Here is a 23,007-nt window from a genome sequence, read left to right on the forward strand (position 1 = left end):
GCGGTAGTGCCCAGGACGACGGACGGCGACGGTACGCCCGTCCCGCAGCGGCTGCTGGCCGCCGCCACCCGGCTCTTCGCTGAACAGGGGTACGACCGTACGTCCGTCCAGGAGATCGTCGAGGCGGCCGGGGTCACCAAGGGGGCGCTGTACCACTACTTCGGGTCCAAGGACGATCTGCTGCACGAGGTGTACGCGCGCGTGCTGCGCGTCCAGCAGGAGCGGCTGGACGCGTTCGCGAACGCCGACGCGCCGGTGGAGGAGCGGTTGCGGCGGGCCGCGGCGGATGTCGTGGTCACGACCATCGAGAACCTCGACGACGCGATGATCTTCTTCCGCTCCATGCATCATCTGAGTCCGGAGAAGAACAAGCAGGTGCGGGCGGAGAGACGGCGGTACCACGAGCGGTTCCGGGCGTTGATCGAGGAGGGGCAGGAGGCGGGGGTGTTCTCGCGGGCGACCTCGGCGGATCTGGTGGTCGACTACCACTTCGGCTCGATCCACCACCTGTCGACGTGGTACAGCCCGGAGGGCCCACTGAGCTCGACGGAGGTAGCCGACCAACTGGCGGACCTCTTGCTGCGAGCGCTGCGCCCGTAGGGGGTGATTTCCTCGCCCCCGCCGCCCCTACCCGTCCCATCCCTGGGGGCTGCGCCCCCAGACCCCCCTTTCGCGCTGAACGCGCTCGTCCTCAAACGCCGGACGGGCTAATGATTAGCCCCTGCGGCGTTTGAGGAGCGGGGGTTCGGGGGCAGCGCCCCCGAGGATGGGACGGGTAGGGGCGGCGGGGGCGAGAAAAACTACACGTACCGCTTCAGCTCGCGTCGCGCCAGCGACCGCTGGTGCACCTCGTCCGGACCGTCCGCCAGCTTCAGCGTCCTCGCACTCGCCCAAAGCTCCGCCAACGGGAAGTCCTGACTCACCCCACCCGCCCCGTGCAGCTGAATCGCCTTGTCGATGATGTCCACCACCGCCCGCGGCGTGGCGATCTTGATCGCCTGGATCTCCGCGTGCGCCCCCCTGTTGCCCACCGTGTCCATCATCCACGCCGTCTTCAGCACCAGCAGCCGCAACTGCTCCACCGTGACCCGCGCGTCCGCGATCCAGTTGTGGACGACCCCCTGCTGGGCCAGCGCCTTGCCGAACGCCGTGCGGGACACCGCCCGGCGGCACATCAGCTCGATCGCCCGCTCCGCCATGCCGATCAGCCGCATGCAGTGGTGGATACGGCCGGGACCGAGCCGCGCCTGCGCGATGGCGAAGCCGCCGCCCTCCTCGCCGATCAGGTTCGACGCCGGCACCCGCGCCTCGTCGAAGACGACCTCGGCGTGGCCGCCGTGCGAGTGGTCCTCGTAGCCGAACACCTGCATGGCCCGCTTGACCGTGACCCCGGGGGTGTCCCGGGGGACCAGGATCATCGACTGCTGGCGGCGGATGTCGGGGCCGCCCGGGTCGGTCTTGCCCATGACGATGAAGATCCGGCAGTGAGGGTTCATCGCCCCGGAGATGTACCACTTGCGGCCGGAGATGACGTAGTCTCCCCCACTCTCGGCTCCGCTCGAGCGGGAGGTGCCCCCATCGTCCCGCCGGATGTGCGTCTCGATGTTCGTCGCGTCGGACGAGGCCACCTCCGGCTCGGTCATCGCGAACGCCGAGCGGATCTCCCCCGCCAGCAGCGGCTCCAGCCACTGCTTCTTCTGCTGCTCGTCGCCGAACTGCGCCAGCACCTCCATGTTGCCGGTGTCCGGTGCCGCGCAGTTCAGCGCGGTCGGCGCCAAGTGCGGGGAGCGGCCGGTGATTTCGGCGAGGGGGGCGTACTGGAGGTTGGTGAGGCCCGCGCCGTGCCGGGCGTCGGGCAGGAAGAGGTTCCACAGGCCCTGGCTGCGGGCCTCGGCCTTCAACTCCTCGACCACGGCCGGGGTGTCCCACGGCGAGGCCAGCCGCGCACGCTGCTCGTGCTCGACCTGTTCGGCCGGATAGACGTACTCGTCCATGAAGGCGAGGAGTTTGGCGCGCAGTTCCTCGGTGCGCGCGTCGAACGCGAAGTCCATGACGGGTCAGCCTTCCTGGAGACCTGAGTGAATGGTGGTCAGGCCGTGCTCGATGAAGACGGGAACCAGGTCCCCGATGCGGTCGAAGCCCGCGCCGACCGTCTGGCCCAGCGTGTAGCGGTAGTGGATGCCCTCCAGGATCACGGCCAGCTTGAACCAGGCGAACGCCGTGTACCAGGAGATCGCCGAGACGTCCCGCCCCGAGCGCGTCGCGTACCGCTCGATCAGCTCGGCGGGGGAGGGGTGCCCGGGGGCCTCGGCGGTGGTCGAGACGACGGAGCCGGCCGCGCCCAGCGGCATGCTGTACATCACCAGCAGGCCCAGGTCGGTGAGCGGATCGCCGAGCGTCGACATCTCCCAGTCGAGGATCGCGTTGATCTTGTCGTCCGCGCCGATCAGAACGTTGTCGAGCCGGTAGTCGCCGTGCACGATCGCGGGGGCCGAGGACTGGGGGAGGGCTCGGCCGAGTGCTGCCCGCAGTTCGTCGATGCCGGCCAGCTCACGGTTGCGGGAGGCGTCCAACTGCTTGCCCCAGCGCCGCAGTTGCCGGTCGAGGAAACCCTCGGGGCGGCCGAAGTCCCCGAGGCCCACCGCTGCGGCGTCCACCGCGTGGAGTTCGACGAGCGTGTCCACCAGCGAGAGCACCACGTCCCGGGTGCGGGCCGGGCCGATGGGGGCGAGCTGGTCGGACGTACGGTACGGCGTGCCCGGCACGAACTCCATGACGTAGAAGGGCGCTCCGGGCGCCGCCTCGTTCTTCGGGTTCTCGCACAGCAGGACGGGGCGCGGGACCGGCACGGCGGTCGGATGCAGGGCGCTGATCACCCGGTGCTCGCGCCGCATGTCGTGCGCGGTGGCCAGGACATGGCCCAGCGGGGGCCGTCGTACGACCCACCGGGTGGTGCCGTCGGTGACCGCGTAGGTGAGGTTCGACCGGCCGCCCTCGATCAGCCGACCGGTCAGCGGGCCTTGCGCGAGTCCGGGGCGTTCGCCGTCGAACAGGCCGCGCAGCCCGTCGAGATCGAGACCTGGCAGGTCTTCCGGGGGCATCATCGCTCCTACGCGTACGGAAACAGGACCTGCCTCATGATGCCGACCGGTCGGTATGTCGTCCAGTGGGTGAGCGAAAAGTGACCGGCGTCTCGCTTCCGGTCTGCGGAAGGAGACGCCGGTCGGGCAGTGCGGGGGAGCGCGGGCGAGGGGGCGGCGTCAGTGGCCGGCAGCGGTGGTCAGTGGTCGTCCCAGTGGCCCTCGTGCTCGGCGTGCCGGTGGCCGTCGTGCAGATAGTCGACGTGGTTGCCGTGCGGGACGCTCGGGTGTCCGCAGTCGTCTCCGTGCGCATGGTCGTGGGTGTCGTGCGGCACGTGCCCGCCGGGTTCGCACTCGTCCCAGTGGTCGCTGTGCGCGCGGTGCAGATGTCCGTCGTGCGCGTAGTCCACGTGGTCACCGTGCGGCACCTCGGTGTGGCCGCAGTCCGGGCCGTGGGTGTGCTCGTGGGTCGGGTGTTCCTGGTGGAGGGTGGGGGTGCTCATGATGCTCGCCTCCGGGCATTCGGGGGTACGGGAGGGGGAGTGCGGGGCGTCGTCGGTGAACCGTGAGGGGCGACGCCGTCGGACAGGTTGCCACGCTGTCCGCCCATATCGGGCTATTCGACTTGCGTGGCGTGCGCGCACCCCGGAAGGTCGGGCGTGAGGAATCGGAGGACCAGACATATGAAGGCCATCACCTACAGCCGGTTCGGCGGCCCCGACGTCCTGGAGTACACCGAGGACGCCCCGGACCCCAAGGTCGGGCCCGACTCCGTGCTGATCAAGGTGCGGGCGGCGTCCGTCAACCCGGTGGACTGGAAGTGCCGCGAGGGCTACCTCGACGGTCTCCTGGACACCGTCTTTCCCGTGACGCCGGGCTGGGACGTCTCCGGGGTCGTGGTCCGTCCGGGTGTCGCCGTCTCCGAGTTCGCCGTGGGGGACGAGGTGATGGGCTACGTACGCGAGGACTTCCTCTCGCGCGGCACCTTCGCCGAGTACGTCGCCGCCCCGGTGCGAACCCTCGCCCGCAAGCCCCGCAACGTCTCCTTCGAGGAGGCGGCCGGACTGCCGCTGGTCGGGCTCACCGCCTATCAGGTGCTCGCCAGGTCGCTCGCCGTCCGTACGGGCGAGACCGTCCTCGTGCACGCGGCGGCGGGCGGGGTCGGCTCCGTCGCCGTCCAGCTGGCCCGCCGCCACCTGGGCGCGGCGCACGTCATCGGCACGGCGAGCACGCACAACCACGACTTCGTGCGCGAACTGGGCGGCGAACCGGTGACGTACGGCGAGGGCATGATCGAGCGGGTACGGAAACTGGCCCCTGGCGGGGTCGACGCGGTGTTCGACACCGTTGGCGGTGACACGCTGAGGGATTCCGTGGAGCTGCTGGCTCCCGGGGGCCGGCTCGTGTCGATCGCGGATCCGGACGTCGTCGGTCTCGGGGGTCGCTACTACTTCGTACGGCCCGACGCGGTGGATCTCGCGCACATCGCCGATCTGGTCGAGCAGCAGGTGTTCTCGTTGCACGTGTCGGAGACGTTCCCTCTGGAGCGTGCGGCGGAGGCGCATCGACTGAACGCGGAGGGCGGCACGAGGGGCAAGATTGTCGTGACGGTCGACTGGGCGTGAGGGTGCGGTGGGGCGGGGGCTGGTCGCGCAGTTCCCCGCGCCCCTTTCGGGCCGCTGCGGGACCCTTAGAGGAGCAGTGCTGCTCCGCATGCCGCCAGGGCCAGCGTGCACAGGGCCGCTGCTGTGGCCAGGTGGGGGGCGAGGGGTGGTGGGGGCTCGTCGGGTGGGGTCGCGAGTGTGCGGATGCGGCGGTGGGCCACCGCCAGGAAGCACAGCCACAGTGCGCAGCACATCGCGCAGACCGTGATGCCGGCCGCCGACGGGCCGCCGTGCAGCGCGGTCTTTCCGGCGAGCACGGCGGCGACGGTGCCCGACAGTGTCGTACGCCGCCACGCCAGCCTCGTCCGCTCCGGCTGCAGCCCGGGATCCCGTGCCCCCGCCTCGCTCATCCGTCCCCCCGGACCAGTACGACCACCACCATGGCGACCGCGACCACGGCCACCGCGAGGCTCAGCAGTGCCGGGAAGCGGGACACCGGCAGGTCCGCGCCCCGCCGCATCGCCCGTTCGCACCGCACCCAGTGGTTGACGGCCCGCAGCGAGCACAGCACACCGGCAGCCAGCAGCGCGAGCGCCAGCCCCACCCGCCAGGCCCAGCGCAGGTCGGGCAGGAACTGGTCCACGGCGAAACCGCCGCCGATCAGCGCCAGCGCGGTACGCAGCCAGGCCAGGAAGGTGCGTTCGTTGGCCAGGGAGAAGCGGTAGTCGGGGGTGCTGCCCTCCTCGGCGATTCCCTGGGGGGCGAACCACAGGCGGACGTTCCGTGCGAAATCGATCACGTGTAGGAACCTTACGGGTTGCCGGCCGAGCGGTACGCCTTGAGGCGCTCGTACGCGTCCAGGCCGTCCGGCACCCACTCCCACTCGCCCAGCCGCCGTTCCACCTCGTCCTCCGGCAGGAACTCGTGCCAGGCGACCTCCTCCACCTGCGGGTGGACGGGCAGGTCGCAGCGGACCTCGTACACCGCCGACCACCAGGTCCGGCCCGCTCCGTCGTCGTACAGGAACTTGAAGAGGGGCTCGGGGCGGGGCAGGCCCGTGACGCCGAGTTCCTCCTCGGCCTCCCTCAGGGCCGCGAGGTCGTACGACTCGCCCGCGCCCACGACGCCCCCGACGAACATGTCGTACAGGGAGGGAAAGACCAGCTTGGTGGGGGTGCGGCGGTGGACGAAGATGCGGCCCTCGGTGTCCCTGGCCTGGATGAAGACGCAGCGGTGGCGCAGCCCACGCGCGTACGCCTCGCCCCGCGGGGACTGGCCGATGATCTCGTCGTTCTCGTCGACGATGTCGAGGATCTCGTCAGCGGGAGTGTTCATGCCTCCCATCCAAGCCCATCCCGCGCTTCGGCCGGGTCCTGGGTTCAGCGGGGCTGGAGGTCGCGACTCGGTCTGCTCGGTGTGCTGCCGCTCGGCATCGCCGGGTGGAGGCCCAGCAGGACGATGCCCACGACCACCGCCGCGAGCCCCGCCGCCTCCCAGGCCAGGGCCCCGGTGTCGGTGCGTAGCCGGTCGCCGAGGAAGCCGACCCCGCAGACGATGCCGGCCAGGGGCTGGGCGGCCGTGAGCGCCGGGAGGGACATGCGCAGCGGCGCGGTCTCGAAGGCGCTCTGGACCAGGATCAGGCCGGTGAGACCGAGGAAGAGTACGGCGTACGGCTGCCAGCCGGTGAGGAGGTGGGACAGGCCGCCCTCCGAGAAGCGCTGGCCGCTGACCCGCGTGAGGGCGTCCTGGACGCCGTAGAGGAGGCCTGCGGCCAGGGCCAGCAGCACGGGGCCGGCGCTGAGGCGGGAGCGTTTCGCGTACGTCGTGAGGAGCAGGGCGAGTCCCACCATGGTGCCGATGATCAGCCAGTGGCGCACCGGGTCGGTGACGGCCGTGCCGCCGCGCGGTTCGCCCGCCACGATGAACGCCGTGACCCCGCCCGCGAGGAGCAGAAGGCCGGCCCAGCCCTGGCGGCCCAGGGGCTGCTTGGTCTGCCTGCGGGAGAGCGCGAGAGCGAAGAGCAGGTTCGTCGCGAGGAGCGGCTCCACCAGGGACACCTCGCCCTGGCTCAGCGCGACCGCGCCCAGCACCATGCCCGCCACCATCAGACCGATGCCGCCGAGCCAGCGGGGCACCCGCATCAGGTCGAGGAGCAGCCGCGGGGAGAGGAAGTCGCTCAGGGGTGCCTGCCGGGCCGCGTTCTGCTGGAGGACGAAACCCAGGCCCAGGCAGCACGCTGCGCTCACGGCGAGAGTCAGAACCAGAACGGACACGCGGATACCTCGATGGCAGGGCGGATTGTGGGGTGTGGTAAAGGCCGACTGTAGTCGTCCCCGGTCGGTCCCGCCCTGGGGATGTGACGGAATCGTGCGGTCGTCCGGGTCACGGTCGGATCCGGTCCGGGTTCCCTCCGGGGCGCGTACGAATCCCTGAGGGAGCCCGGTCCCCGCGCTCGGCGGTGGTGTCGGTGTCGCGACTTAACGTGATCTCTGTCGTGTTGGTGGGGCGTGCCAGGGTCTGTCGTTCGGCAGGTCAACTGTCCTAGACAGATGGGTAATTGACACGTGTCGTATCCCGGACCGGCCTTGACGTGAAGCTCTCGTGGAGGGTTTGCTGTCGGTGATCAACCGATGGCCGTCGTCGACCGCCGTCAGCTAACCGCGTCGTGTGAGGAAGTTCCCCGCGGTGTCTCCACCTCCACCACCCCTGGGCCGGGGCCGCAGGCGCGCCGCCCAGGCCTTCGATGCGGCGCTCGACGACACGGAACTCGTCGCCGCGCGCACCGCGCTGGCCCAGGGGCGCTGGCAGGCCGTCCGCGCGCTGCTCGCCACCACCGGCGACGACTGGGACCGCCGGGGGCACCGGGTCACCGTCCTCGCACTGGAGTCCGGTACCGCGGCCTGGGCCCGCGACTGGCTGCTGGCCGAACCCGAGTCCGCCGACGCCGCCGTCCTGCTCGCCGCGGCCACCGTCCAGCGGGCCCTCGCCGGCAAGGACAAGCCGGTCCGGGCCCGCGACGCCTGCCATGCCGCCGCCGAGCTCGCGCCCGCCGACCCCACGCCCTGGCTCGGGCTGCTCCAGCTGGAGCGGACCATGGGGCCCGAGGAGACCGTCGTCCAGCTCTTCGACGAGGTCCGGCACCGCTACCCGGACCACCACCAGGCCCACCATCTGATGGTCGCGCGCCTCGCCGAACGCCGTACCGACGCCGGACAGGACCCACTGCACGAGGTGTACGACTTCGCCCACTGGGCCGTCGAACAAGCCCCCGCCGACTCGCCGTTGGCGATTCTGCCGGTCGTCGCGCACGCCGAGCGCTACCGCGTCCTGGCCGCCGCCGGTCTGGAGTCGACCGATCCGGCGTCCTCCGGGCACTGGGTCGGCCGCCGGGCCCGCCAGGTGATGAAGGCCGCGTTCGACTGGTGGCTGGAGTGGGAGCGCGACGACCATCCGCGCCGCCTGATCGACCTCAACTTCCTTGCCCACGCCAAGTTCTGCGAGGGCCGGGGCGCGGAGGCCGCCGCCCTGTTCCACCGCATCGGCCCGCACCAGACGCCGGATCCGTGGTCCTACCCGGACCGTGATCCGCACACCGCCTTCCGTGCCGCCCGCGCCAGCGCGCTCGGCACGGTGTAAGTCCCCACGCAGTACAGGAAACACCTTCGCACCACCGACATCTCCGTACGCCCCCGAAAGGACAACCCCGCGATGACGACGGGCAGTTCGAGCACAAGCAGACCAGGCGCCGACAGCAGTAGTGGCAGCAGCAGTGGCATCAGCACGTTCAAGGGGCAGGAGCGGGCGCTGCGCGCCGACCGCCTCGGCACCGGAGGGCTGCTGCTCTCCGTGCTGGCCGCGACCGCCCCCCTCATGGTGGTCGCGGGTGTCATGCCCACCACATTCGCGGTGATGGGTATCGTCGGCCAGCCCCTCCTCTTCGTCCTCCTCGGCGTCGTCCTCGTCCTCTTCAGCGTCGGGTACGCCGAGATGAGCCGCCACGTTCACAACGCGGGCGCCTTCTACGCGTACATCTCGCGCGGCCTCGGCGGCACCGCGGGGGCGAGCTCCGCCATGCTCGCGCTCGTCGCCTACAACGCGCTCCAGGTCGGCATCTACGGCATCTTCGGGTTCGAGGTGTCCGGGCTGTTCTCCACCTACCTGGACACCGAGATCGCCTGGTGGATACCGGCGTTGCTCGCCGCGCTGGCCGTCGGCGCACTCGGCTGGCTGAAGATCGACGTCAACGCGCGCGTGCTCGGCGTGCTGATCGTCATCGAGGTCGCCCTCGTCGTCATCTTCGACATCGCCGCCGTCGCCGACCCGGCGAAGGAGGGGCTGTCGCTGCACGCCTTCAACCCGGACACCCTCACCGGCGCGGGCGTCGGCACCGCCCTGTGCTTCTGCATCGCCGCCTTCACCGGCTTTGAGCAGGCCCCCGTGTACGCCGAGGAGACCAGCAGGCCGCACGTCCTGGTCCCGCGCGTGATGTTCCTCGCCGTCAGCTTCGTCGCCGTCTTCTTCGCGATCAGCTCGTGGGCGTTCACCGTCGCCGCCGGTCCCTCGGCGATCATCGGCACCGCGCAGAAGGAGAGCGCCGGGCTGCTGTTCACCCTCACGGAGTCCCGCCTCGGTGGAACCTTCACGGACGTCCTGCACGTTCTGTTCGTGACGGGCATGTTCGCGGCGCTGCTCAGCTTCCACAACGTCGTCGCGCGGTACGCGTTCGCCATGGGCCGCGAAGGCCTGCTGCCCGCGACCTTCGGCCGCACCACCGGCGCGAGCGGCGCCCCCGGCACCGGTTCACTTCTCCAGACCGTGGTGGCGGTCGTGATCGTCGCCGCCTTCGCGGTCTCCGACGACGGACCGGTGGGCGACCCGACCACTCCCGTGCTGAAGCTGTTCACCTGGTTCGGCAACATCGGCGCCCTCGGCGTGATCCTGCTGATGGCGGCGGCCTCCCTCTCCGTCATCGTCTTCTTCGTCCGCCGCGGTGCCGCGACCGCCCAGGCCTGGCGACTGGCCACGGCCGCGCTCTCCGGTATCGCGCTGCTCGTCATCGCCTTCTACACGATCAAGGACTTCGACATCCTGGTCGGTACGGGCCCGGACTCCTCCCTCAACTGGCTGCTGCCCGGCATCATCGTCGCCGCCGTGGTCCTCGGCCTGGTCCAGGGCCTGGTCCTGCGAACCCGCAAGCCCGAGGTACACGGCCGGATCGGCCTCGGCAACGAGGCGTTCCAACTGGAGAAGGCAGCGGACTCGGCCTCCTGAACGCCGCCTCACCGCCACCGCGCCCCGACCGGAACGGGAGAAAGGGTGACGGAAGTCTGACGCGCACCCGCGATCCCTGGCTCGAGAGGGGTCGCGGGTGTTCGAATGGACAGGTGAACTCCGAACGACCCGAACGACCCGAACGACCCGAACGACCCGAACGGTCCGGCCGACTTGAGCGGTCCGCTGAACCCCGGCGGTCCGATGACCCCGGGGGGCCGGGTTTGCCTGAGGGGCCCGGTGGCCCCGGGCGGCGGGGTGCGGTCGGCGGGTCCGATGAACCCGGCCGACGGGATCCCAACGGCGGGCCCGATGACCTGGGGCGGACGGTTTCGGCCGGTGGGTCCGACGGCCCCGGGCGGCGGGATGTGGCCGGGCGGTCCGATGAACCCGGGCGGCGGGATGTGGGCGGGCGGTCCGATGAACCCGGGCGGCGGGACGTGGACGGGGGGTCCGATGGCCTGGGCCGGCGGGTTTCGGCCGGGCGGTTCGATGACACCGAGCGGGATTCGCGCGAGCGGGTCGATGACCCCGGGCGGCCGGATGCCAACGGGCGGTTCGATGGCCCGGGGCGGCGGGTTTCGGCCGTGGGGTCTGATGAGCCCCGGCGGACGGATTCGCTGGAGGGGCCCGACGACCCCGGGCGGCGGGTTGGCAACGGGGGGTTCGATGAGCCGGGGCGGCGAGGCGTCGACGGGGCGTCCGATGGCCCGGGACGGCGGCTTTCGGCCCGGGGGTCCGATGACCCCGAGCCTGATTCGCTCGGGGGGTTCGATGATCCTGGGCTGCCGGATGCCAACGGGGTGTCTGATGAACCTGGGCGGCCGGTTTCGGCTGAGGGGTCCGATGGCCCCGGGCTGACGGGTTCGCTCGAGCGGTCTGCTACCCCCGGGCGGCGCGATGCGGCGGGGCGGTCCGATGAACCCGGGCGGCGGGATGTGGGTGAGCGGTCCGATGGCCCGGAGTTGCGGGTCGGGCGTCCGCAGGAGCGGGGGGCTCCCATGGGGCGCCGGATATTCCTCGGCACGCTTGGGCTCGGTGCCCTCGGTGTGGTCGCGGCGCCCGGTCTCCAGCGTGGCATGGAGTCCTTTCTCGCCGGTGCGGCGGAGAAGGACCCCACCGGCCTGACCGGCCTCCTCCCGAACGGCGGCGGCTTCCGCTACTACTCGGTGACGTCCTCCGTACCCCGCAAGAACGCCGATAACTACCGGCTGACGATCGACGGCTTGGTCGACAGACCCGCCACCTACACCCTGGCCGACCTCCGCGCGATGCCCCAGACCAGGATGGTCAAGGACGTCCAGTGCGTCACCGGCTGGCGGGTGCCCGGCACCCCCTTCGAAGGGGTACGGCTGTCCCGGCTCCTGGACGCGGCCGGCGTGCGCTCCTCGGCCGGGGCGGTCCGCTTCACCTGCTTCGACGGCGCGTACTCCGAGAGCCTGACTCTCGAGCAGGCCCGCCGCGCCGACGTACTCGTAGCCCTGCGCATGCAGGACAAGAACCTGGGCCACAGCCACGGCGGCCCGGTCCGCCTCTACGTCGCCCCCATGTACTTCTACAAGTCCGCCAAATGGCTCTCCGGCATCACGGTCACCGAGGACGTACAACCCGGTTACTGGGAGAACCGCGGCTACGACATCGACGCATGGGTCGGCAAATCGAACGGACGCGACGATGAGCCTACGAGCTGACACCCAGGCGTACCCCACGTCCGACGTGCGCCGCTTCGGCCGCCCCCAGAAGTGGGTGCACCGTGCGACGGCCGCGCTGATGGGCGTGTGCGTGGCGACGGCGGCCTGTCTGTACATCCCCCAGTTCGCCGAACTGGTCGGCCGCCGTGCACTGGTGGTCCGGGTCCATGAGTGGGCGGGCCTCGCCCTGCCGGTACCCGTACTGGCCGGCCTCGCCTCCCGCGCCTTCCGCGCGGACCTGGGCTTCCTCAACCGCTTCGGCCCCCACGACCGGGTCTGGCTGCGCGCTGCCCTACGACGCGACAAGCGCCGTGCGTCACGTCCGGCCGGCAAGTTCAACGCGGGCCAGAAGATCTACGCGGCCTGGATCGCGGGCGCCACCCTGGTCATGCTGGGCACGGGTCTGCTGATGTGGTTCACCCACCTCACCCCGCTGATGTGGCGCACCAGCGCGACCTTCGTCCACGACTGGCTGGCGCTCACCATCGGCATAGTCCTGGCCGGCCACATAGGCATGGCCCTGGGCGACCCAGAGGCCCGCCGCGGCCTACGAACAGGCTGGGTGAGCAAAGCCTGGGCATCCCACGAACACCCCCTCTGGCACCCCCACAACAAAGACCACTAAACCCCTGTCCCTGCCAGTCCCGAAAACCCGCCGCTCTCGCCATCTCCACCGACCGCGGGAACCCCCTGCTTTCAGGGGCGCGGGGAACTGCGCGACCAGCCACAACGCACCCGCACTCAACAACGCACCGGCAACCGACCAGCTCGCCCTCTCCGCCGGCCCCCCGGAAACCCCCTGCTTCTAGGGGCGCGGGGAACTGCGCGACCAGCCACAACGCACCCGCACTCAACAACGCACCGGCAACCGGCCAGCTCGCCCTCTCCGCCGGCCGCGGAAACCCCCTGCTTCTAGGGGCGCGGGGAACTGCGCGACCAGCCACAATGCACCGGCACTCAACAACGCACCGGCAGCCGACCAGCTCGCCCTCTCCGCCGGCCGCGGAAACCCCCTGCTTCAGGGGCGCGGGGAACTGCGCGACCAGCCACAATGCACCGGCACTCAACAACGCACCGGCAACCGGCCAGCTCGCCATCTCCGCCGGCCCCCCCCGGAAACCCCCTGCTTCTAGGGGCGCGGGGAACTGCGCGACCAGCCACAACGCACCCGCACTCAACAACGCACCGCCCCCATACCCCCCGCGGAGCTACTCCCCGAAGTCCAACAACACCTTGCACGCCCTCTCCCGATCCCCCGCCAACCCAAACGCCGCCTCCGCCTCCCCCACCGGAACCACCGCACTGACCAACCCCTCAAGCGCCGGCTCAGCCCCCAGCAATCCCAACGCCTCGTCGAACTCCCCGTCGAACCGAAAAGCCCCCCGCAGTTCGATCTCCCGAGTGACGACCAGGTTCCCCGCGAACGGACTCGGCCCCGGCGGCAGCAGGCCGAGCTGTACTACGACCCCACCCCGCCGCACCAACCGCAGGCACGTGTCCAACCCCGCCGCCACCCCCGACGCCTCGACAGCCACATCCACCTCGGCCGGCCACCCCGCATCGCCAGGATCATCCGCCCGTACGACCGAGTCGGCGCCCGCGACAGTCGCGTACTCCAGCGCCTGCGGAAGCAGGTCCGTGACCGTCACCCGAGCCGCACCTGCCGCCTTCGCCGCCGCGACGACCAGGCACCCGATGGGCCCCGCGCCGGTCACGAGGACATGCCTGCCGGACACATCCCCGGCCCGGCGCACGGCGTGCAGCGCGACCGACATGGGCTCCGCCAAAGCCGCCCGCCGCAAGGGCAGTTCCGCCGGTACGGCCCTCAACTGATCGGCAGGGACGACCAGTCGCGCCGCGAAGCCGCCCTGGACGTGGGGCGTACGGGCGGCGCTGCCGAGGTAACGCGTATCCCGGCAGACATTGCGCCGCCCGGACGCACACTCCGGACACACCCCGCACGGCGTTGCCGGGTGCACGGCAACCGGCGTACCCACCACCGGACCTGACGAGACGTCACCATACCCGTCACCGTACGAGACGACCGTCCCCACCACCTCATGGCCCAGCACCATCGGCTCCGTGAGGCGGAAGTCACCCACCCCGCCGTGCCGCCAGTAGTGCAGGTCCGAGCCGCACACCCCGCCGTACCGGACGGCCACCAGCGCCTGACCGGGGCCGGGGGACGGCACAGGCAGTTCGTCGACCCGCAGGTCACCCGCACCGTGGATCACGCAACCGAGCATCGGGAAAACCCCTTCCGTGTGACTGACCCAGCCCGCGTCACAGGACGCTGGTCATGCCGCCGTCGACGTACAGCACCTGTCCGCCGACGAAGTCCGCCGCCGGGGACGCGAGGAACAGCACCCCGCCCACCAGATCCTCCGTACGCCCCCACCGGCCCGCCGGGGTGCGCCGCCGCACCCAGGCGCTGAACTCCGGGTCGTCGACCAGGGGTTGGGTCAGTTCCGTCTCGATGTAGCCGGGGCCGAGGCCGTTGACCTGGACCCCGTGCGGGCCCCAGTCCGCGCACATGCCCTTGGTGAGCATTTTCAGCGCGCCCTTGGTGGCCGTGTAGGGCGCGATGCCCGGCCGGGCCACCTCGCTCTGTACCGAGCAGATGTTGATGATCTTGCCGTGGCCGCGTTCCGTCATCCGCCGGGCCGCCTCCCGCCCCACCAGGAACGCGCTGGTGAGGTTGGTGTCGAGGATGCGGCGCCAGTCGGAGTCGGTGAACTCCAGGAGCGGGGCCCGCAGTTGCATGCCCGCGTTGTTGACCAGGATGTCGAGCGGGCCGACCCGCTCCTCGATGTCCGCGATCCCGGCGGCGACGGAGGGACCGTCGGTGACGTCGAAGGCGGCGGTGTGGATCTTCCCGGAGGTCGAGGCCAGTTCGGCGGCGGCCTCGGCGAGCCGGTCGGTGTCGCGTCCGTTGAGGACGACCGTGCAGCCCGCCTCGGCCAGTCCCCGGGCCAGGGCGAGGCCGATGCCCCGGCTGGACCCGGTGACCAGGGCCGTACGGCCGCCGATGTCGAAGAGAGGGTGACTCATTCCCGTACCCCTAGATCACGAGTGACAGCAGCAGGACCAGGCCGCCCGCGACCACGGAGATGATCGTCTCCATGACCGACCAGGTCTTGAGGGTCTGGCCGACGTTCAGGTCGAAGTACTCCTTGACCAGCCAGAATCCGGCGTCGTTGACATGGCTGAAGAAGAGCGAGCCGGCGCCTATGGCCAGGACGAGGAGGGCGGCGTGGGTCGTCGACATGTCGGCCGCGAGCGGGGCCACGAGGCCGGCCGCCGAGACGGTGGCCACCGTCGCCGAACCCGTCGCCAGCCGGATCGCCACCGCGATCAGCCAGGCCAGCAGCAGGGCCGGGATGGACCAGTCCTCGGAGATGTCCAGGACCATCTTGCCGACGCCGGAGTCGATCAGCGTCTGCTTGAAGCCGCCGCCCGCGCCGACGATCAGCAGGATGCCCGCGATGGGCGCGAGACCCGTCTCGACGATCCGGGAGATGCGCTCCCGGGAGAACTCGGCCGGGCGGCCCAGCGTGAAGATGCCCACGAGGACGGCGGCGAGCAGGGCGATCAGCGGGGAGCCGGCGACGTCGAAGACGCGCTGCACCATGTGCGTGGGGTCGTCGATGATGATGTCGACCAGTGCCTTGGACAGCATCAGGACGACGGGGAGAAGGATCGTGGCGAGGGTGGCGCCGAAGCCCGGCCGCTTCTCCAGATCCTCGGAGGGGCGCTGGGGGATCATCCGGTCGGGGGCGGGCACATCCACCCAGCGGGCCGCGACCTTCGAGAACAGCGGGCCGGCGATGATCACCGTCGGGATGGCGACCAGGACACCCAGCGCCAGGGTCACGCCGAGGTTGGCGCCGACCGCGTCGATCGCGATCAGCGGACCGGGGTGCGGCGGCACCAGGCCGTGCATCACGGACAGACCGGCGAGCGCCGGGATGCCGATGCGCATCAGGGAGTAGTTGCCGCGCTTGGCGACCATCAGGACGACCGGGATCAGCAGGACGACGCCGACCTCGAAGAACAGGGGCAGGCCGATCACCGAGGCGATCAGGACCATCGCCCACGGCATCGTCCGGCCCGACGCCTTCGCCAGGATCGTGTCGACGATCTGATCGGCGCCGCCGGAGTCGGCGAGCAGCTTGCCGAGGATCGCGCCCAGGGCGATCAGCACACCCACGCCCGCCACCGTCGAGCCGAGGCCGGTGGTGAAGCTGGCTATGGCCTTGTCGAGCGGCGCGCCCGCGAAGGCGCCCAGCGCCAGCGAGCCGATGGTCAGGGCCAGGAAGGCGTGCAGCTTGAACTTGGTGATCAGCAGGACGATGAGCGCGATGCCCGCCAGTACGGCGACGCCCAACTGGGCGTGGCCGGCCGAGGTGATCGGCTCGACGGTGTCCGCTGCCAGCATCTCGACGCTGAGTCTGGTCACGGTGGTTCCCTTGTCTTCTTGTCTTCCGGAGTACTTCTGGGGAGGGACTTTCGGAGCAGGTCCGAAGGTTCTTCGGGGACTACTGGGCTACGGGGAAACGGGGTTACCGAGGTCCTCGGGGGTCCTCGGGGCCGTCGAGGTCGTCGAGCGCCGCCGTCGCGCGGGCGGTGATCTCCTCGGGGCTGCCGGACACGTCCACCGCGACGCCCGCCTCGTCCGCCTCGAGCGGCTGGAGCGTGGCGAACTGGGAGTCGAGCAGCGCGGTCGGCATGAAGTGACCCTGCCGGTGCGCCATCCGGTCCTCGATCAGCGCCCGGTCACCGGTGAGGTGCACGAAGACCACGCCGGGCGCGGCGGCCCGCAGCCGGTCCCGGTACGACCGCTTCAGCGCCGAACTGCTCACCACCCCGCCGAGTCCTGCGCGGCCGTGCGCCCACTCGCCGATGGCGTCCAGCCAGGGCCAGCGGTCCTCGTCGGTCAGCGGGGTCCCGGCCGTCATCTTGTGGATGTTGGCCGGCGGGTGGAAGTCGTCGCCCTCGGCGTACGGGACGCCGAGCCGAGCCGCGAGCAGGGGACCGATCGTGGTCTTCCCGGTGCCCGCGACCCCCATGATCACGACGACGTGTGGGGTACGCGTCTGCTGCATGGACGCAATGAAACGCATTACGTACGACAAATTCAAGACCCGAGACTGAATAAGTCTGACTTTATGGAAGCGTGACGTGCCCCGTACTCTGAGTGCATGAGCACATCGGGCCGAGGGCTGCACGGCCATGTACTGGAAACCCTCGGACCTGCGATCGCCGCGGGCGAGTACCCGCCGGGCAGCGTTCTGCGCACGGACGAACTCGCGCAGCGGTTCGACGTGTCACGCTCGGTGATGCGGGAGGCGGTCCGTGTCCTGGAGTCGATGCACCTGGTCGAGTCCCGGCGCCGGGTCGGCGTCACGGTCCGGCCCAAGGCCGAGTGGAACGTGTACGACCCCCAGGTCATCCGCTGGCGGCTGGCAGGCGCCGACCGCCCGCAGCAGCTGCGTTCCCTCACCGTCCTGCGCTCCGCGATCGAACCGGTCGCCGCCGGCCTGGCCGCCAGGTTCGCCACCGCCGAGCAGTGCGCGCGGCTCACGGAGTGCGCGCTGGGCCTGGTGGCCAACTCGCGAGGGCACCAGCTCGAGGGCTATCTCGTCCACGACATCGCCTTCCACCGGGTGATCCTGGAGGCCTCGGGCAACGAGATGTTCGCCCGCCTCGGCGACGTCGTCGCGGAGGTCCTGGCGGGCCGGACCCATCACGAGGTCATGTTCGAGGACCCCGACCCGGCCGCCGTCACCCTGCACGTACAGGTCGCGGAGGCGGTCCGCGAGGGCGACGCGGAACGGGCGGAACGACTCACCCGGGAGATCGCGGTCGGCGCCCTTCAGGAACTGGACATACTCGCTCCATAGAAGTCCCGGGTGTCCCGGATTTCCTAGGCCTCCTCGTCGCCCTCGCCGATGTCCCCGTCGACGTACACCCACGCCCCGTCGACCCGCTCGAACCGGCTCCGCTCCCGCAGTGAGCCTCCCCGGTAGGAGGCCCGGAAGGTCACGGTCCCGGTGGTGTGGAACGCCGTACCCTCGCTCGTCCCGAGGATCTCCAGGCCGGTCCACCGCATGCCGGGATCGAATTCGATTCGCGCGGGGCGGGTACGCGTATGCCAGGTCCGCAACAGGTACGGCTCGTCACGCTTCACGAAAGCGCTGTAGCGGGAACGCATCAGCGCCTCGGCTGTCGGCGCGGCGGCCGCACCCCGGTGGAATCGGCCACAGCACGTGTCGTACGTCTCCGCAAGACCGCACGGACATGTGGAGCTCTGAACAGGGGTGGAGGGCCGTTGCCGCCTGAGATGCGCAGTACGTCGGGACATGCCCGCCATTCTGCTGTACCACGTGCATCGTGTGCTGTGCGCATTCTGTGAAGTCGCTGACCCGACACGCGCACATCGCGTGCGGGTCGTGCGCGGCGATCTTCATCGAACCTTCCCCAGGGGTGGCGTGAACGCGTCTTGCTGGCCCAACTGCCCACCCCCAAAGGTGGATTACGCACTTGAGCATCAGGAGTCGCAAGCGTGTCGCTTGCCCCGGACGGCCGTCCGGCCGGGGTACTGACGGGGGAAAGCTGATGAGGTGTCATGGGCCGGCGCGTCCCGCGCGCCGGACAGTTCCGTGCGCACCGGACCGGACGACTCTCCCTCCGCCACCTCCTTGGTGCCTTGACCCGGTGCCCGGATAGGGATTGGAGGGGGAATGCCGACGACAGCAGTGGGTGCGGCCAGGCCGACATATCCCGGCGTCTACGTCGAAGAGCTTCCCAGCAGCACTCGTACCATCTCCGCCGTGACCACGTCGGTGACCGCGTTCGTGGGGCACACCCGGCGCGGTCCGCTGAACGAGCCCGTTCGTGTCACCGGCTTCACCGAGTTCGAGCGGCGGTTCGGCGGGCTCGCCTCGCAGAGCGCCGTCGCCTACGCCGTGCACCAGTTCTTCGGCAACGGCGGCTCCGTCGCCGTGATCGTCCGGGTCGCGAAGGCGGGCAGCGGCAAGGCCGCGTGCGTCGCCCTGGAGTCCACCGAGGGCCACAGCGAGGCCCGCGTCCTCGAAGTGCACGCCAAGGAACCCGGCGGGTGGGGCAACGGTCTGCGGGTCGCCGTCGACTACGACACCCCGAACTGCGACGAGACGTTCAACCTGCGCGTGTACGACGCGAAGGGCGAGGCCCGCGAGTCCTACACCGGGCTGTCGATGGACCAGGGACACGGGCGGTACGCGCCGACCGTGATCAACGCCGGCTCGCGGCTCATCCGGGTCGAGGCGGTGGGCGAGGGGCGGCCCGATCCGTCCGGGACCGTGTCCAAGCCCTTCGGCAACGAACTGCCCGATCCGGCCGTCGACGTGACCGTCAAAATCGGTGACGTGGAACGGGAGTTCACGCTCTACGACCCCGAGTGCGACGGAGAAGCACCCTGCTCCGTCGCCGAGTTGGCGCTGCTGCTCGAACGCAAGCTGCGGGCGCTGCCCGACGCGCCGGGCAAGCACGCCTACGCGGGCGTCGAAGTCACCGCGTTCGGGCGGCGGTTGCAGGTCGTGGCCGGCTCCACCGACCCCGAGGACGTCGTCCGTTTCCTCGGCCAGTGCGCCAACGACCTCGGCCTCGAAGCCTCCGTGAACCCGCCCGTCTTCCCCCTGGAGGGCGGCGAGGACGGCGAGGCCCCCGGCCCGCGCGACCTCATCGGCTCCGAGGCCGACAAGACCGGCATCCAGGCGCTGCGCGGTGTCGCCGACGTCAACCTGCTGGCCCTGCCCGAGCTGGCGGCGTACGAGAAGACCGAGGACATGCTCACCGTCGTCTCGGCGGCCCAGCGGCTGTGCGAGGAGCGGCGGATCTTCCTGCTCGTCGACGCGCCCAGCACCTGGGTGAGCGTCGACACGGCGCGTGCCGGGCTCGCCGCCTTCGACGCGGTCCGGGGCAACCACGCGGCCCTGTACTTCCCGCACCTCCAGCTCACCGACCCGCTCACCGGACGGCTGCGCGCCTTCCCGCCGTCCGGCGCCGTCGCCGGCGTCGTCGCGCGGACCGATTCGGAGCGCGGTGTGTGGAAGGCGCCGGCCGGGACGGAGGCCCGTCTCGCGGGCGTCCACTCCCTCACCGTCGAGCTGACCGACCGCGAGACCGGGCTGCTCAACCCGCTCGGCGTCAACTGTCTGCGGACGTTCCCGATGGCGGGTCCGCTGGTGTGGGGGGCGCGCACCCTGGAGGGCGCCGACGCGCTCGACAGCGAGTGGAAGTACGTACCCGTGCGACGGCTCGCGCTGCATGTCGAGGAAAGCCTCCAACGGGGCCTGCAGTGGGTCGTGTTCGAGCCCAACGACGAGAGTCTCTGGCAGCAGATCCGGCTGGGTGCCTCCTCGTATCTGCACACCCTCTTCCGTCAGGGCGCCTTCAAGGGCAGCACGCCGCGCGAGGCCTACTTCGTCAAGTGCGACCACGAGACCACGACCGACGAGGACGTGGCGAACGGGGTGGTGAACGTCCTGGTGGGCATCGCGCCGGTGCGGCCGGCGGAGTTCGTGATCGTGAGGATCCAACAGACGTCGGGACAGTCCGCCCTCTAGGGCCTACCTCTGAGGCCTACCTCTAGCGCCTCGAAGTCCCCGAGCAACGTGGAGAGTTGAAGGAATCCGATGGCTGAGTTCACGGTCAACGCCCAGCGCTTCGACCCGTACAAGAACTTCAAGTTCCTGGTCCTGTGGGACGGTCGTACGGTCGCCGGCATCAGCAAGATCAGTCCGCTCAAGCGGACCACGGAGGTCGTCAAGCACCGCCACGGCGGCGACCCCTCCTCCCCGCGCAAGTCGCCGGGACGCTCCGAGTTCGAGGGCATCACCCTCGAGCGCGGGGTCACCCACGACCCCGAGTTCGACCGCTGGGCCAACAAGGTCTGGCAGGTCGGGGCGGGCCTCGGCTCCGAGGTGTCCCTCGCGGACTTCCGCAAGGACATCGTGATCCAGGTTCTCAACGAGGCCGGCCAGGTCGCCGTCTCGCACAAGCTGTACCGGACCTGGCCGAGTGAGTACCAGGTCCTCGGTGAACTCGACGCCAACGCCAACGCGGTGGCCATCCAGTCGCTCAAGTTGGAGTGCGAGGGCTGGGAGCGGGACTACGAGGTGCCCGAGCCCGAGGAACCGTCGTTCCTCAACCCGGCCTGAGGCGGCGGTAGTCGAGCGAATCCGAAGCGGGGGAGGGTATGGCGATCACCTCGGCGGCCGGACTGCTGGCCGCGTGGGAGGCGGGACTTGCCGAGGCACCGGCCGGCCGTGCGCTGCTGCTGCACCGCACGGCCCGCCCGGACGTCGACACGGGCCTGCTGCCGCGGCTTCCGGTGGGCGAGCGGGAGGCGGACCTGTTCGCCCTGCGCCGGGCACTGTTCGGCGAGCGCATGCAGGTACGGCTCGAGTGCACGGCGTGCGGCGAGGACATGGAGTTCGAACTGAACGCCGAGGAGTTGGCGCGGTCGCTGGGTGGGGGTGAGGGCGGAGGTTCGGAGGCGGGGTCGCGTCGGTCGTCGCTCGGGGCGGACGGATCACCGGCCGAGGGGGATGGGCCGGAGGCGGGCGGGGGCGCGGGCACGCCGGTCGGGCGTGGTGGGTCGGGTGCGGGCAGGGGTGCTGGTTCGCCGGTCGGGCGCGATGAGGTGCCGGTGCCCGGGCCGGTTGCGGGCTCGGTGGGTGGATCGGCCGGGTTGTCGGTCTCGCCGGACGAGTTGGCTGCGGGTGGGGGCGGTGTTTCGTCGGTCCGGCGCGATGAGTTGGTTGGGATCGGGCCGGTTGCGGGGTCGGATGTGTTGGGTGGTTCGCCGGTCGGGCGCGATGAGGTGCCGGTGGCCGGGCAGGTTGCGGGCTCGGTGGGTGGGTCCGTCGGGCTTGGCGGGTTGGCTGCGGACGAGGCTGGTGGCTTGCCTGGCGGGCGCGATGCGCTGGTTGGGGCCGGGCAGGTTGCGGGGATGGTCGACGCGCCGGGCGGGGGCGTTGGCGCGCCGGTCAGGCAGGACGACGTGTCCGGGGCAGGGCACGGGGATTCGCTTGTCCGGGTTCAACAGGGCGGCTGGGACGTCGAGTTCAGGCTGCCCGGGGTCGCCGACCTGGCGGCGGCAGCCCGGGACGCGGATCCGCGCGGGGCGTTGCTCGCGCGGTGCCTCGTGTCGGCGGCCCACGACGGGGCCCCCGTCACCGCGAAGGACCTGCCCGCCGCTGTGCAGCGCCGGATCGCCGAGGCGGCCGAGGCCGCCGACCCCGGCGCCGATCTGGCGCTCAACGTGGCCTGCCCCGAGTGCGGCCGGGCCACGCGCGCGGAGCTCGACATCGCCTCGTACCTGTGGACCGAACTGGACGCCTGGGCCCGGGACCTCCTCCTTGACGTCCATCTGCTCGCCACCGCGTACGGCTGGAGCGAGCCGGAGATTCTGGCGCTCAGCCCGCTGCGGCGCCGCTACTACCTGGAGCTGTGTGCGGATGTCTGACCACCCGGCTGACCCCTTTACGGGAAGCGGGCCGTCGGGCCCGCCCGAGCCCGACTTCCTCGACCGGCTGATCGCCCGGCACACCGCCGGAGCCGTCACGGGCGCGGCCCGCGTGCGGCCCCGGCTGCCCGGGCCGTTCGAACGGGTCGAGGCGGTACGGGCCCCGGTGCCCGACCCGGACGGACAGTCCCCGCTCTGGCCCGGCCCCGCGTCACCGGCTGCCGTCGCAGCGCCCCCGGACCGGCCGCGCCCGGCGGTGTCCGGGGCCCGCCCCGGCCCGGAACGGGAGCGGACCGTCGTACGCACAGAACAGGTGTACGCCGAGCAGCCCACCCTGCCCGCACCGCCCATTGCCGACCCCGAGGGGCCCCTGCTCCGGCCGGTCACGCCCCTGCTGCCCGGCCCGCGACCGGCCGGGCGCCCCGCGCTCCGCACGGCGGGCGGGCAGCGCCCCGCGAGCGACTCGCCCCGGACCACGGCGGCCGTGACCAGCCTGCCGGGCCCCGACACCGCCTCCCGCGCCGGGTCCGCAGCCCCGCGTCCCAGCGCCGCGGACACGGCGGCGGCTCGAGAGGCCGTACGACAGGCCGCCGCCCGGCGACCCGGACGGGCGCCCGAGCAGGTGGTCGAGGTGCGGATCGGACGGCTCGAGGTCACCGCGGCGGCGCCCGCCGGAGCCACACGGCGCCGCCCGGCATCCGCCGAGCGCCCAGCGGCGACCGTGAGCCTCGCCGACTACCTGGCCCGGGGGCGCGAGTGAACCACGTGACAGGGCCGACCGAGACGACAGGGCCGACAGGGGCGACAGGGCCGATGGGGAAAGCCGCTGGACGACGAGTAGGGACCGA

Annotated in this window: 22 protein-coding genes and 1 pseudogene; 11 read left to right on the forward strand and 12 right to left on the reverse strand. The window is 71.2% G+C overall.

Annotation, left to right across the window (positions count from 1 at the left end; translation table 11 throughout):
* The first annotated feature begins 6 nt into the window (after positions 1–6).
* Positions 7–600, forward strand: coding sequence for a TetR/AcrR family transcriptional regulator (locus tag PV396_RS23550; RefSeq protein ID WP_319208409.1), 594 nt, complete (start codon positions 7–9; stop codon positions 598–600).
* 200 nt (positions 601–800) lie between these two features.
* On the opposite strand, the gene PV396_RS23555 is transcribed toward PV396_RS23550, so the two are convergent.
* The 3 genes from PV396_RS23555 to PV396_RS23565 all read right to left on the reverse strand — a co-directional run bounded on the left by PV396_RS23555 (position 801) and on the right by PV396_RS23565 (position 3,583).
* Positions 801–2,051 carry an acyl-CoA dehydrogenase family protein gene (locus tag PV396_RS23555; protein WP_319207612.1) on the reverse strand — a complete coding sequence of 417 codons (1,251 nt, stop codon included), beginning with the start codon at positions 2,049–2,051 and terminating at the stop codon, positions 801–803.
* Between the two features lie 6 nt (positions 2,052–2,057).
* A complete protein-coding gene (locus tag PV396_RS23560; RefSeq protein WP_319208411.1) occupies positions 2,058–3,101 on the reverse strand; it encodes a phosphotransferase family protein in 1,044 nt (347 codons plus the stop codon).
* Positions 3,102–3,280: 179 nt separating this feature from the next.
* On the reverse strand, positions 3,281–3,583 hold the full coding sequence (locus tag PV396_RS23565; RefSeq protein ID WP_319207614.1) for a hypothetical protein: 303 nt from the start codon (positions 3,581–3,583) through the stop codon (positions 3,281–3,283).
* Between the two features lie 180 nt (positions 3,584–3,763).
* On the opposite strand from PV396_RS23565, the gene PV396_RS23570 reads away from it, so the two are divergent.
* Entirely contained in the window at positions 3,764–4,705 is a 942-nt protein-coding gene (locus tag PV396_RS23570; protein WP_319207616.1) for an NADP-dependent oxidoreductase, read from the forward strand.
* A gap of 65 nt (positions 4,706–4,770) precedes the next feature.
* Here the strand turns inward: PV396_RS23570 and PV396_RS23575 are convergent, their stop codons facing one another.
* From PV396_RS23575 to PV396_RS23590, 4 genes are read right to left on the reverse strand one after another with little or no spacing between them, the layout of a single operon-like run.
* Positions 4,771–5,094: a DUF202 domain-containing protein gene (locus tag PV396_RS23575; protein ID WP_319207618.1), complete on the reverse strand. Its 324-nt coding sequence runs from the start codon at positions 5,092–5,094 to the stop codon at positions 4,771–4,773.
* Entirely contained in the window at positions 5,091–5,483 is a 393-nt protein-coding gene (locus PV396_RS23580) for a YidH family protein (protein WP_319207619.1), read from the reverse strand. The genes PV396_RS23575 and PV396_RS23580 overlap by 4 nt, the downstream gene beginning before the upstream one ends.
* Before the next feature lie 11 nt (positions 5,484–5,494).
* Positions 5,495–6,019, reverse strand: a complete 525-nt coding sequence (locus tag PV396_RS23585; RefSeq protein WP_319207621.1) for an NUDIX hydrolase — start codon at positions 6,017–6,019, stop codon at positions 5,495–5,497.
* Between the two features lie 44 nt (positions 6,020–6,063).
* The gene (locus tag PV396_RS23590; protein ID WP_319207622.1) at positions 6,064–6,957 is read right to left on the reverse strand and encodes a DMT family transporter; all 894 of its coding nucleotides are present in this window, start codon (positions 6,955–6,957) and stop codon (positions 6,064–6,066) included.
* A gap of 412 nt (positions 6,958–7,369) precedes the next feature.
* Here PV396_RS23590 and PV396_RS23595 point away from each other — a divergent pair, with 412 nt between their 5' ends.
* The 4 genes from PV396_RS23595 (at position 7,370) to PV396_RS23610 (ending at position 12,271) form a co-directional block, all read left to right on the forward strand.
* Positions 7,370–8,320 carry a hypothetical protein gene (locus PV396_RS23595; protein ID WP_319207624.1) on the forward strand — a complete coding sequence of 317 codons (951 nt, stop codon included), beginning with the start codon at positions 7,370–7,372 and terminating at the stop codon, positions 8,318–8,320.
* A 72-nt stretch (positions 8,321–8,392) separates the two neighbouring features.
* A complete protein-coding gene (locus tag PV396_RS23600) occupies positions 8,393–9,955 on the forward strand; it encodes an APC family permease (RefSeq protein WP_319207626.1) in 1,563 nt (520 codons plus the stop codon).
* A 1,001-nt stretch (positions 9,956–10,956) separates the two neighbouring features.
* On the forward strand, positions 10,957–11,646 hold the full coding sequence (locus tag PV396_RS23605) for a molybdopterin-dependent oxidoreductase (RefSeq protein ID WP_319207628.1): 690 nt from the start codon (positions 10,957–10,959) through the stop codon (positions 11,644–11,646).
* Complete coding sequence (locus tag PV396_RS23610) at positions 11,630–12,271, forward strand: cytochrome b/b6 domain-containing protein (RefSeq protein WP_319207630.1); 642 nt, start codon at positions 11,630–11,632, stop codon at positions 12,269–12,271. Before PV396_RS23605 ends, PV396_RS23610 begins: the two co-directional genes overlap by 17 nt.
* A gap of 583 nt (positions 12,272–12,854) precedes the next feature.
* Here the strand turns inward: PV396_RS23610 and PV396_RS23615 are convergent.
* The 4 genes from PV396_RS23615 to PV396_RS23630 all read right to left on the reverse strand — a co-directional run bounded on the left by PV396_RS23615 (position 12,855) and on the right by PV396_RS23630 (position 16,751).
* Positions 12,855–13,892: an L-idonate 5-dehydrogenase gene (locus PV396_RS23615; protein WP_319207632.1), complete on the reverse strand. Its 1,038-nt coding sequence runs from the start codon at positions 13,890–13,892 to the stop codon at positions 12,855–12,857.
* A 37-nt stretch (positions 13,893–13,929) separates the two neighbouring features.
* On the reverse strand, positions 13,930–14,697 hold the full coding sequence (locus PV396_RS23620; protein WP_319207634.1) for an SDR family oxidoreductase: 768 nt from the start codon (positions 14,695–14,697) through the stop codon (positions 13,930–13,932).
* Between the two features lie 10 nt (positions 14,698–14,707).
* The gene (locus tag PV396_RS23625; protein WP_319207636.1) at positions 14,708–16,105 is read right to left on the reverse strand and encodes a gluconate:H+ symporter; all 1,398 of its coding nucleotides are present in this window, start codon (positions 16,103–16,105) and stop codon (positions 14,708–14,710) included.
* Between the two features lie 103 nt (positions 16,106–16,208).
* The gene (locus PV396_RS23630) at positions 16,209–16,751 is read right to left on the reverse strand and encodes a gluconokinase (RefSeq protein ID WP_319207637.1); all 543 of its coding nucleotides are present in this window, start codon (positions 16,749–16,751) and stop codon (positions 16,209–16,211) included.
* Between the two features lie 96 nt (positions 16,752–16,847).
* Between PV396_RS23630 and PV396_RS23635 the strand changes: the two genes are divergently transcribed.
* Entirely contained in the window at positions 16,848–17,549 is a 702-nt protein-coding gene (locus PV396_RS23635; RefSeq protein WP_319207639.1) for a FadR/GntR family transcriptional regulator, read from the forward strand.
* 23 nt (positions 17,550–17,572) lie between these two features.
* Here PV396_RS23635 and PV396_RS23640 read toward each other — a convergent pair whose 3' ends face one another.
* Positions 17,573–18,010, reverse strand: a complete 438-nt coding sequence (locus tag PV396_RS23640; RefSeq protein WP_319207641.1) for a YchJ family protein — start codon at positions 18,008–18,010, stop codon at positions 17,573–17,575.
* Between the two features lie 379 nt (positions 18,011–18,389).
* On the opposite strand from PV396_RS23640, the gene PV396_RS23645 reads away from it, so the two are divergent.
* The 4 genes and pseudogenes from PV396_RS23645 to PV396_RS23660 all read left to right on the forward strand — a co-directional run bounded on the left by PV396_RS23645 (position 18,390) and on the right by PV396_RS23660 (position 22,919).
* Positions 18,390–20,255 (forward strand): phage tail sheath subtilisin-like domain-containing protein, encoded by a 1,866-nt coding sequence (locus tag PV396_RS23645; protein ID WP_319207643.1) that lies wholly within the window; start codon positions 18,390–18,392, stop codon positions 20,253–20,255.
* A 69-nt stretch (positions 20,256–20,324) separates the two neighbouring features.
* On the forward strand, positions 20,325–20,849 hold the full coding sequence (locus tag PV396_RS23650; RefSeq protein WP_055614510.1) for a phage tail protein: 525 nt from the start codon (positions 20,325–20,327) through the stop codon (positions 20,847–20,849).
* 857 nt (positions 20,850–21,706) lie between these two features.
* Positions 21,707–22,159: pseudogene (locus tag PV396_RS23655) on the forward strand (hypothetical protein); the annotation flags it as partial.
* Positions 22,152–22,919, forward strand: a complete 768-nt coding sequence (locus tag PV396_RS23660; RefSeq protein WP_319207649.1) for a hypothetical protein — start codon at positions 22,152–22,154, stop codon at positions 22,917–22,919. The pseudogene PV396_RS23655 and the gene PV396_RS23660, both read left to right, overlap by 8 nt.
* Positions 22,920–23,007: the final 88 nt, after the last annotated feature.

The sequence above is a fragment of the Streptomyces sp. ME02-8801-2C genome (genome assembly GCF_033793965.1).
GTDB lineage: Bacteria > Actinomycetota > Actinomycetes > Streptomycetales > Streptomycetaceae > Streptomyces.

Bases quoted from the DNA above. Each gene is read 5' to 3' on its own strand.
- PV396_RS23565 (WP_319207614.1), bottom strand. From the start codon at position 3,583: ATGAGCACCCCCACCCTCCACCAGGAACACCCGACCCACGAGCACACC.
- PV396_RS23620 (WP_319207634.1), bottom strand. From the start codon at position 14,697: ATGAGTCACCCTCTCTTCGACATCGGCGGCCGTACGGCCCTGGTCACC.
- PV396_RS23600 (WP_319207626.1), top strand. From the start codon at position 8,393: ATGACGACGGGCAGTTCGAGCACAAGCAGACCAGGCGCCGACAGCAGT.
- PV396_RS23575 (WP_319207618.1), bottom strand. From the start codon at position 5,094: ATGAGCGAGGCGGGGGCACGGGATCCCGGGCTGCAGCCGGAGCGGACG.
- PV396_RS23635 (WP_319207639.1), top strand. From the start codon at position 16,848: ATGAGCACATCGGGCCGAGGGCTGCACGGCCATGTACTGGAAACCCTC.
- PV396_RS23585 (WP_319207621.1), bottom strand. From the start codon at position 6,019: ATGAACACTCCCGCTGACGAGATCCTCGACATCGTCGACGAGAACGAC.
- PV396_RS23610 (WP_319207630.1), top strand. From the start codon at position 11,630: ATGAGCCTACGAGCTGACACCCAGGCGTACCCCACGTCCGACGTGCGC.
- PV396_RS23645 (WP_319207643.1), top strand. From the start codon at position 18,390: ATGCCGACGACAGCAGTGGGTGCGGCCAGGCCGACATATCCCGGCGTC.
- PV396_RS23650 (WP_055614510.1), top strand. From the start codon at position 20,325: ATGGCTGAGTTCACGGTCAACGCCCAGCGCTTCGACCCGTACAAGAAC.
- PV396_RS23570 (WP_319207616.1), top strand. From the start codon at position 3,764: ATGAAGGCCATCACCTACAGCCGGTTCGGCGGCCCCGACGTCCTGGAG.
- PV396_RS23660 (WP_319207649.1), top strand. From the start codon at position 22,152: ATGTCTGACCACCCGGCTGACCCCTTTACGGGAAGCGGGCCGTCGGGC.
- PV396_RS23615 (WP_319207632.1), bottom strand. From the start codon at position 13,892: ATGCTCGGTTGCGTGATCCACGGTGCGGGTGACCTGCGGGTCGACGAA.
- PV396_RS23640 (WP_319207641.1), bottom strand. From the start codon at position 18,010: ATGTCCCGACGTACTGCGCATCTCAGGCGGCAACGGCCCTCCACCCCT.
- PV396_RS23605 (WP_319207628.1), top strand. From the start codon at position 10,957: ATGGGGCGCCGGATATTCCTCGGCACGCTTGGGCTCGGTGCCCTCGGT.
- PV396_RS23630 (WP_319207637.1), bottom strand. From the start codon at position 16,751: ATGCAGCAGACGCGTACCCCACACGTCGTCGTGATCATGGGGGTCGCG.
- PV396_RS23560 (WP_319208411.1), bottom strand. From the start codon at position 3,101: ATGCCCCCGGAAGACCTGCCAGGTCTCGATCTCGACGGGCTGCGCGGC.
- PV396_RS23555 (WP_319207612.1), bottom strand. From the start codon at position 2,051: ATGGACTTCGCGTTCGACGCGCGCACCGAGGAACTGCGCGCCAAACTC.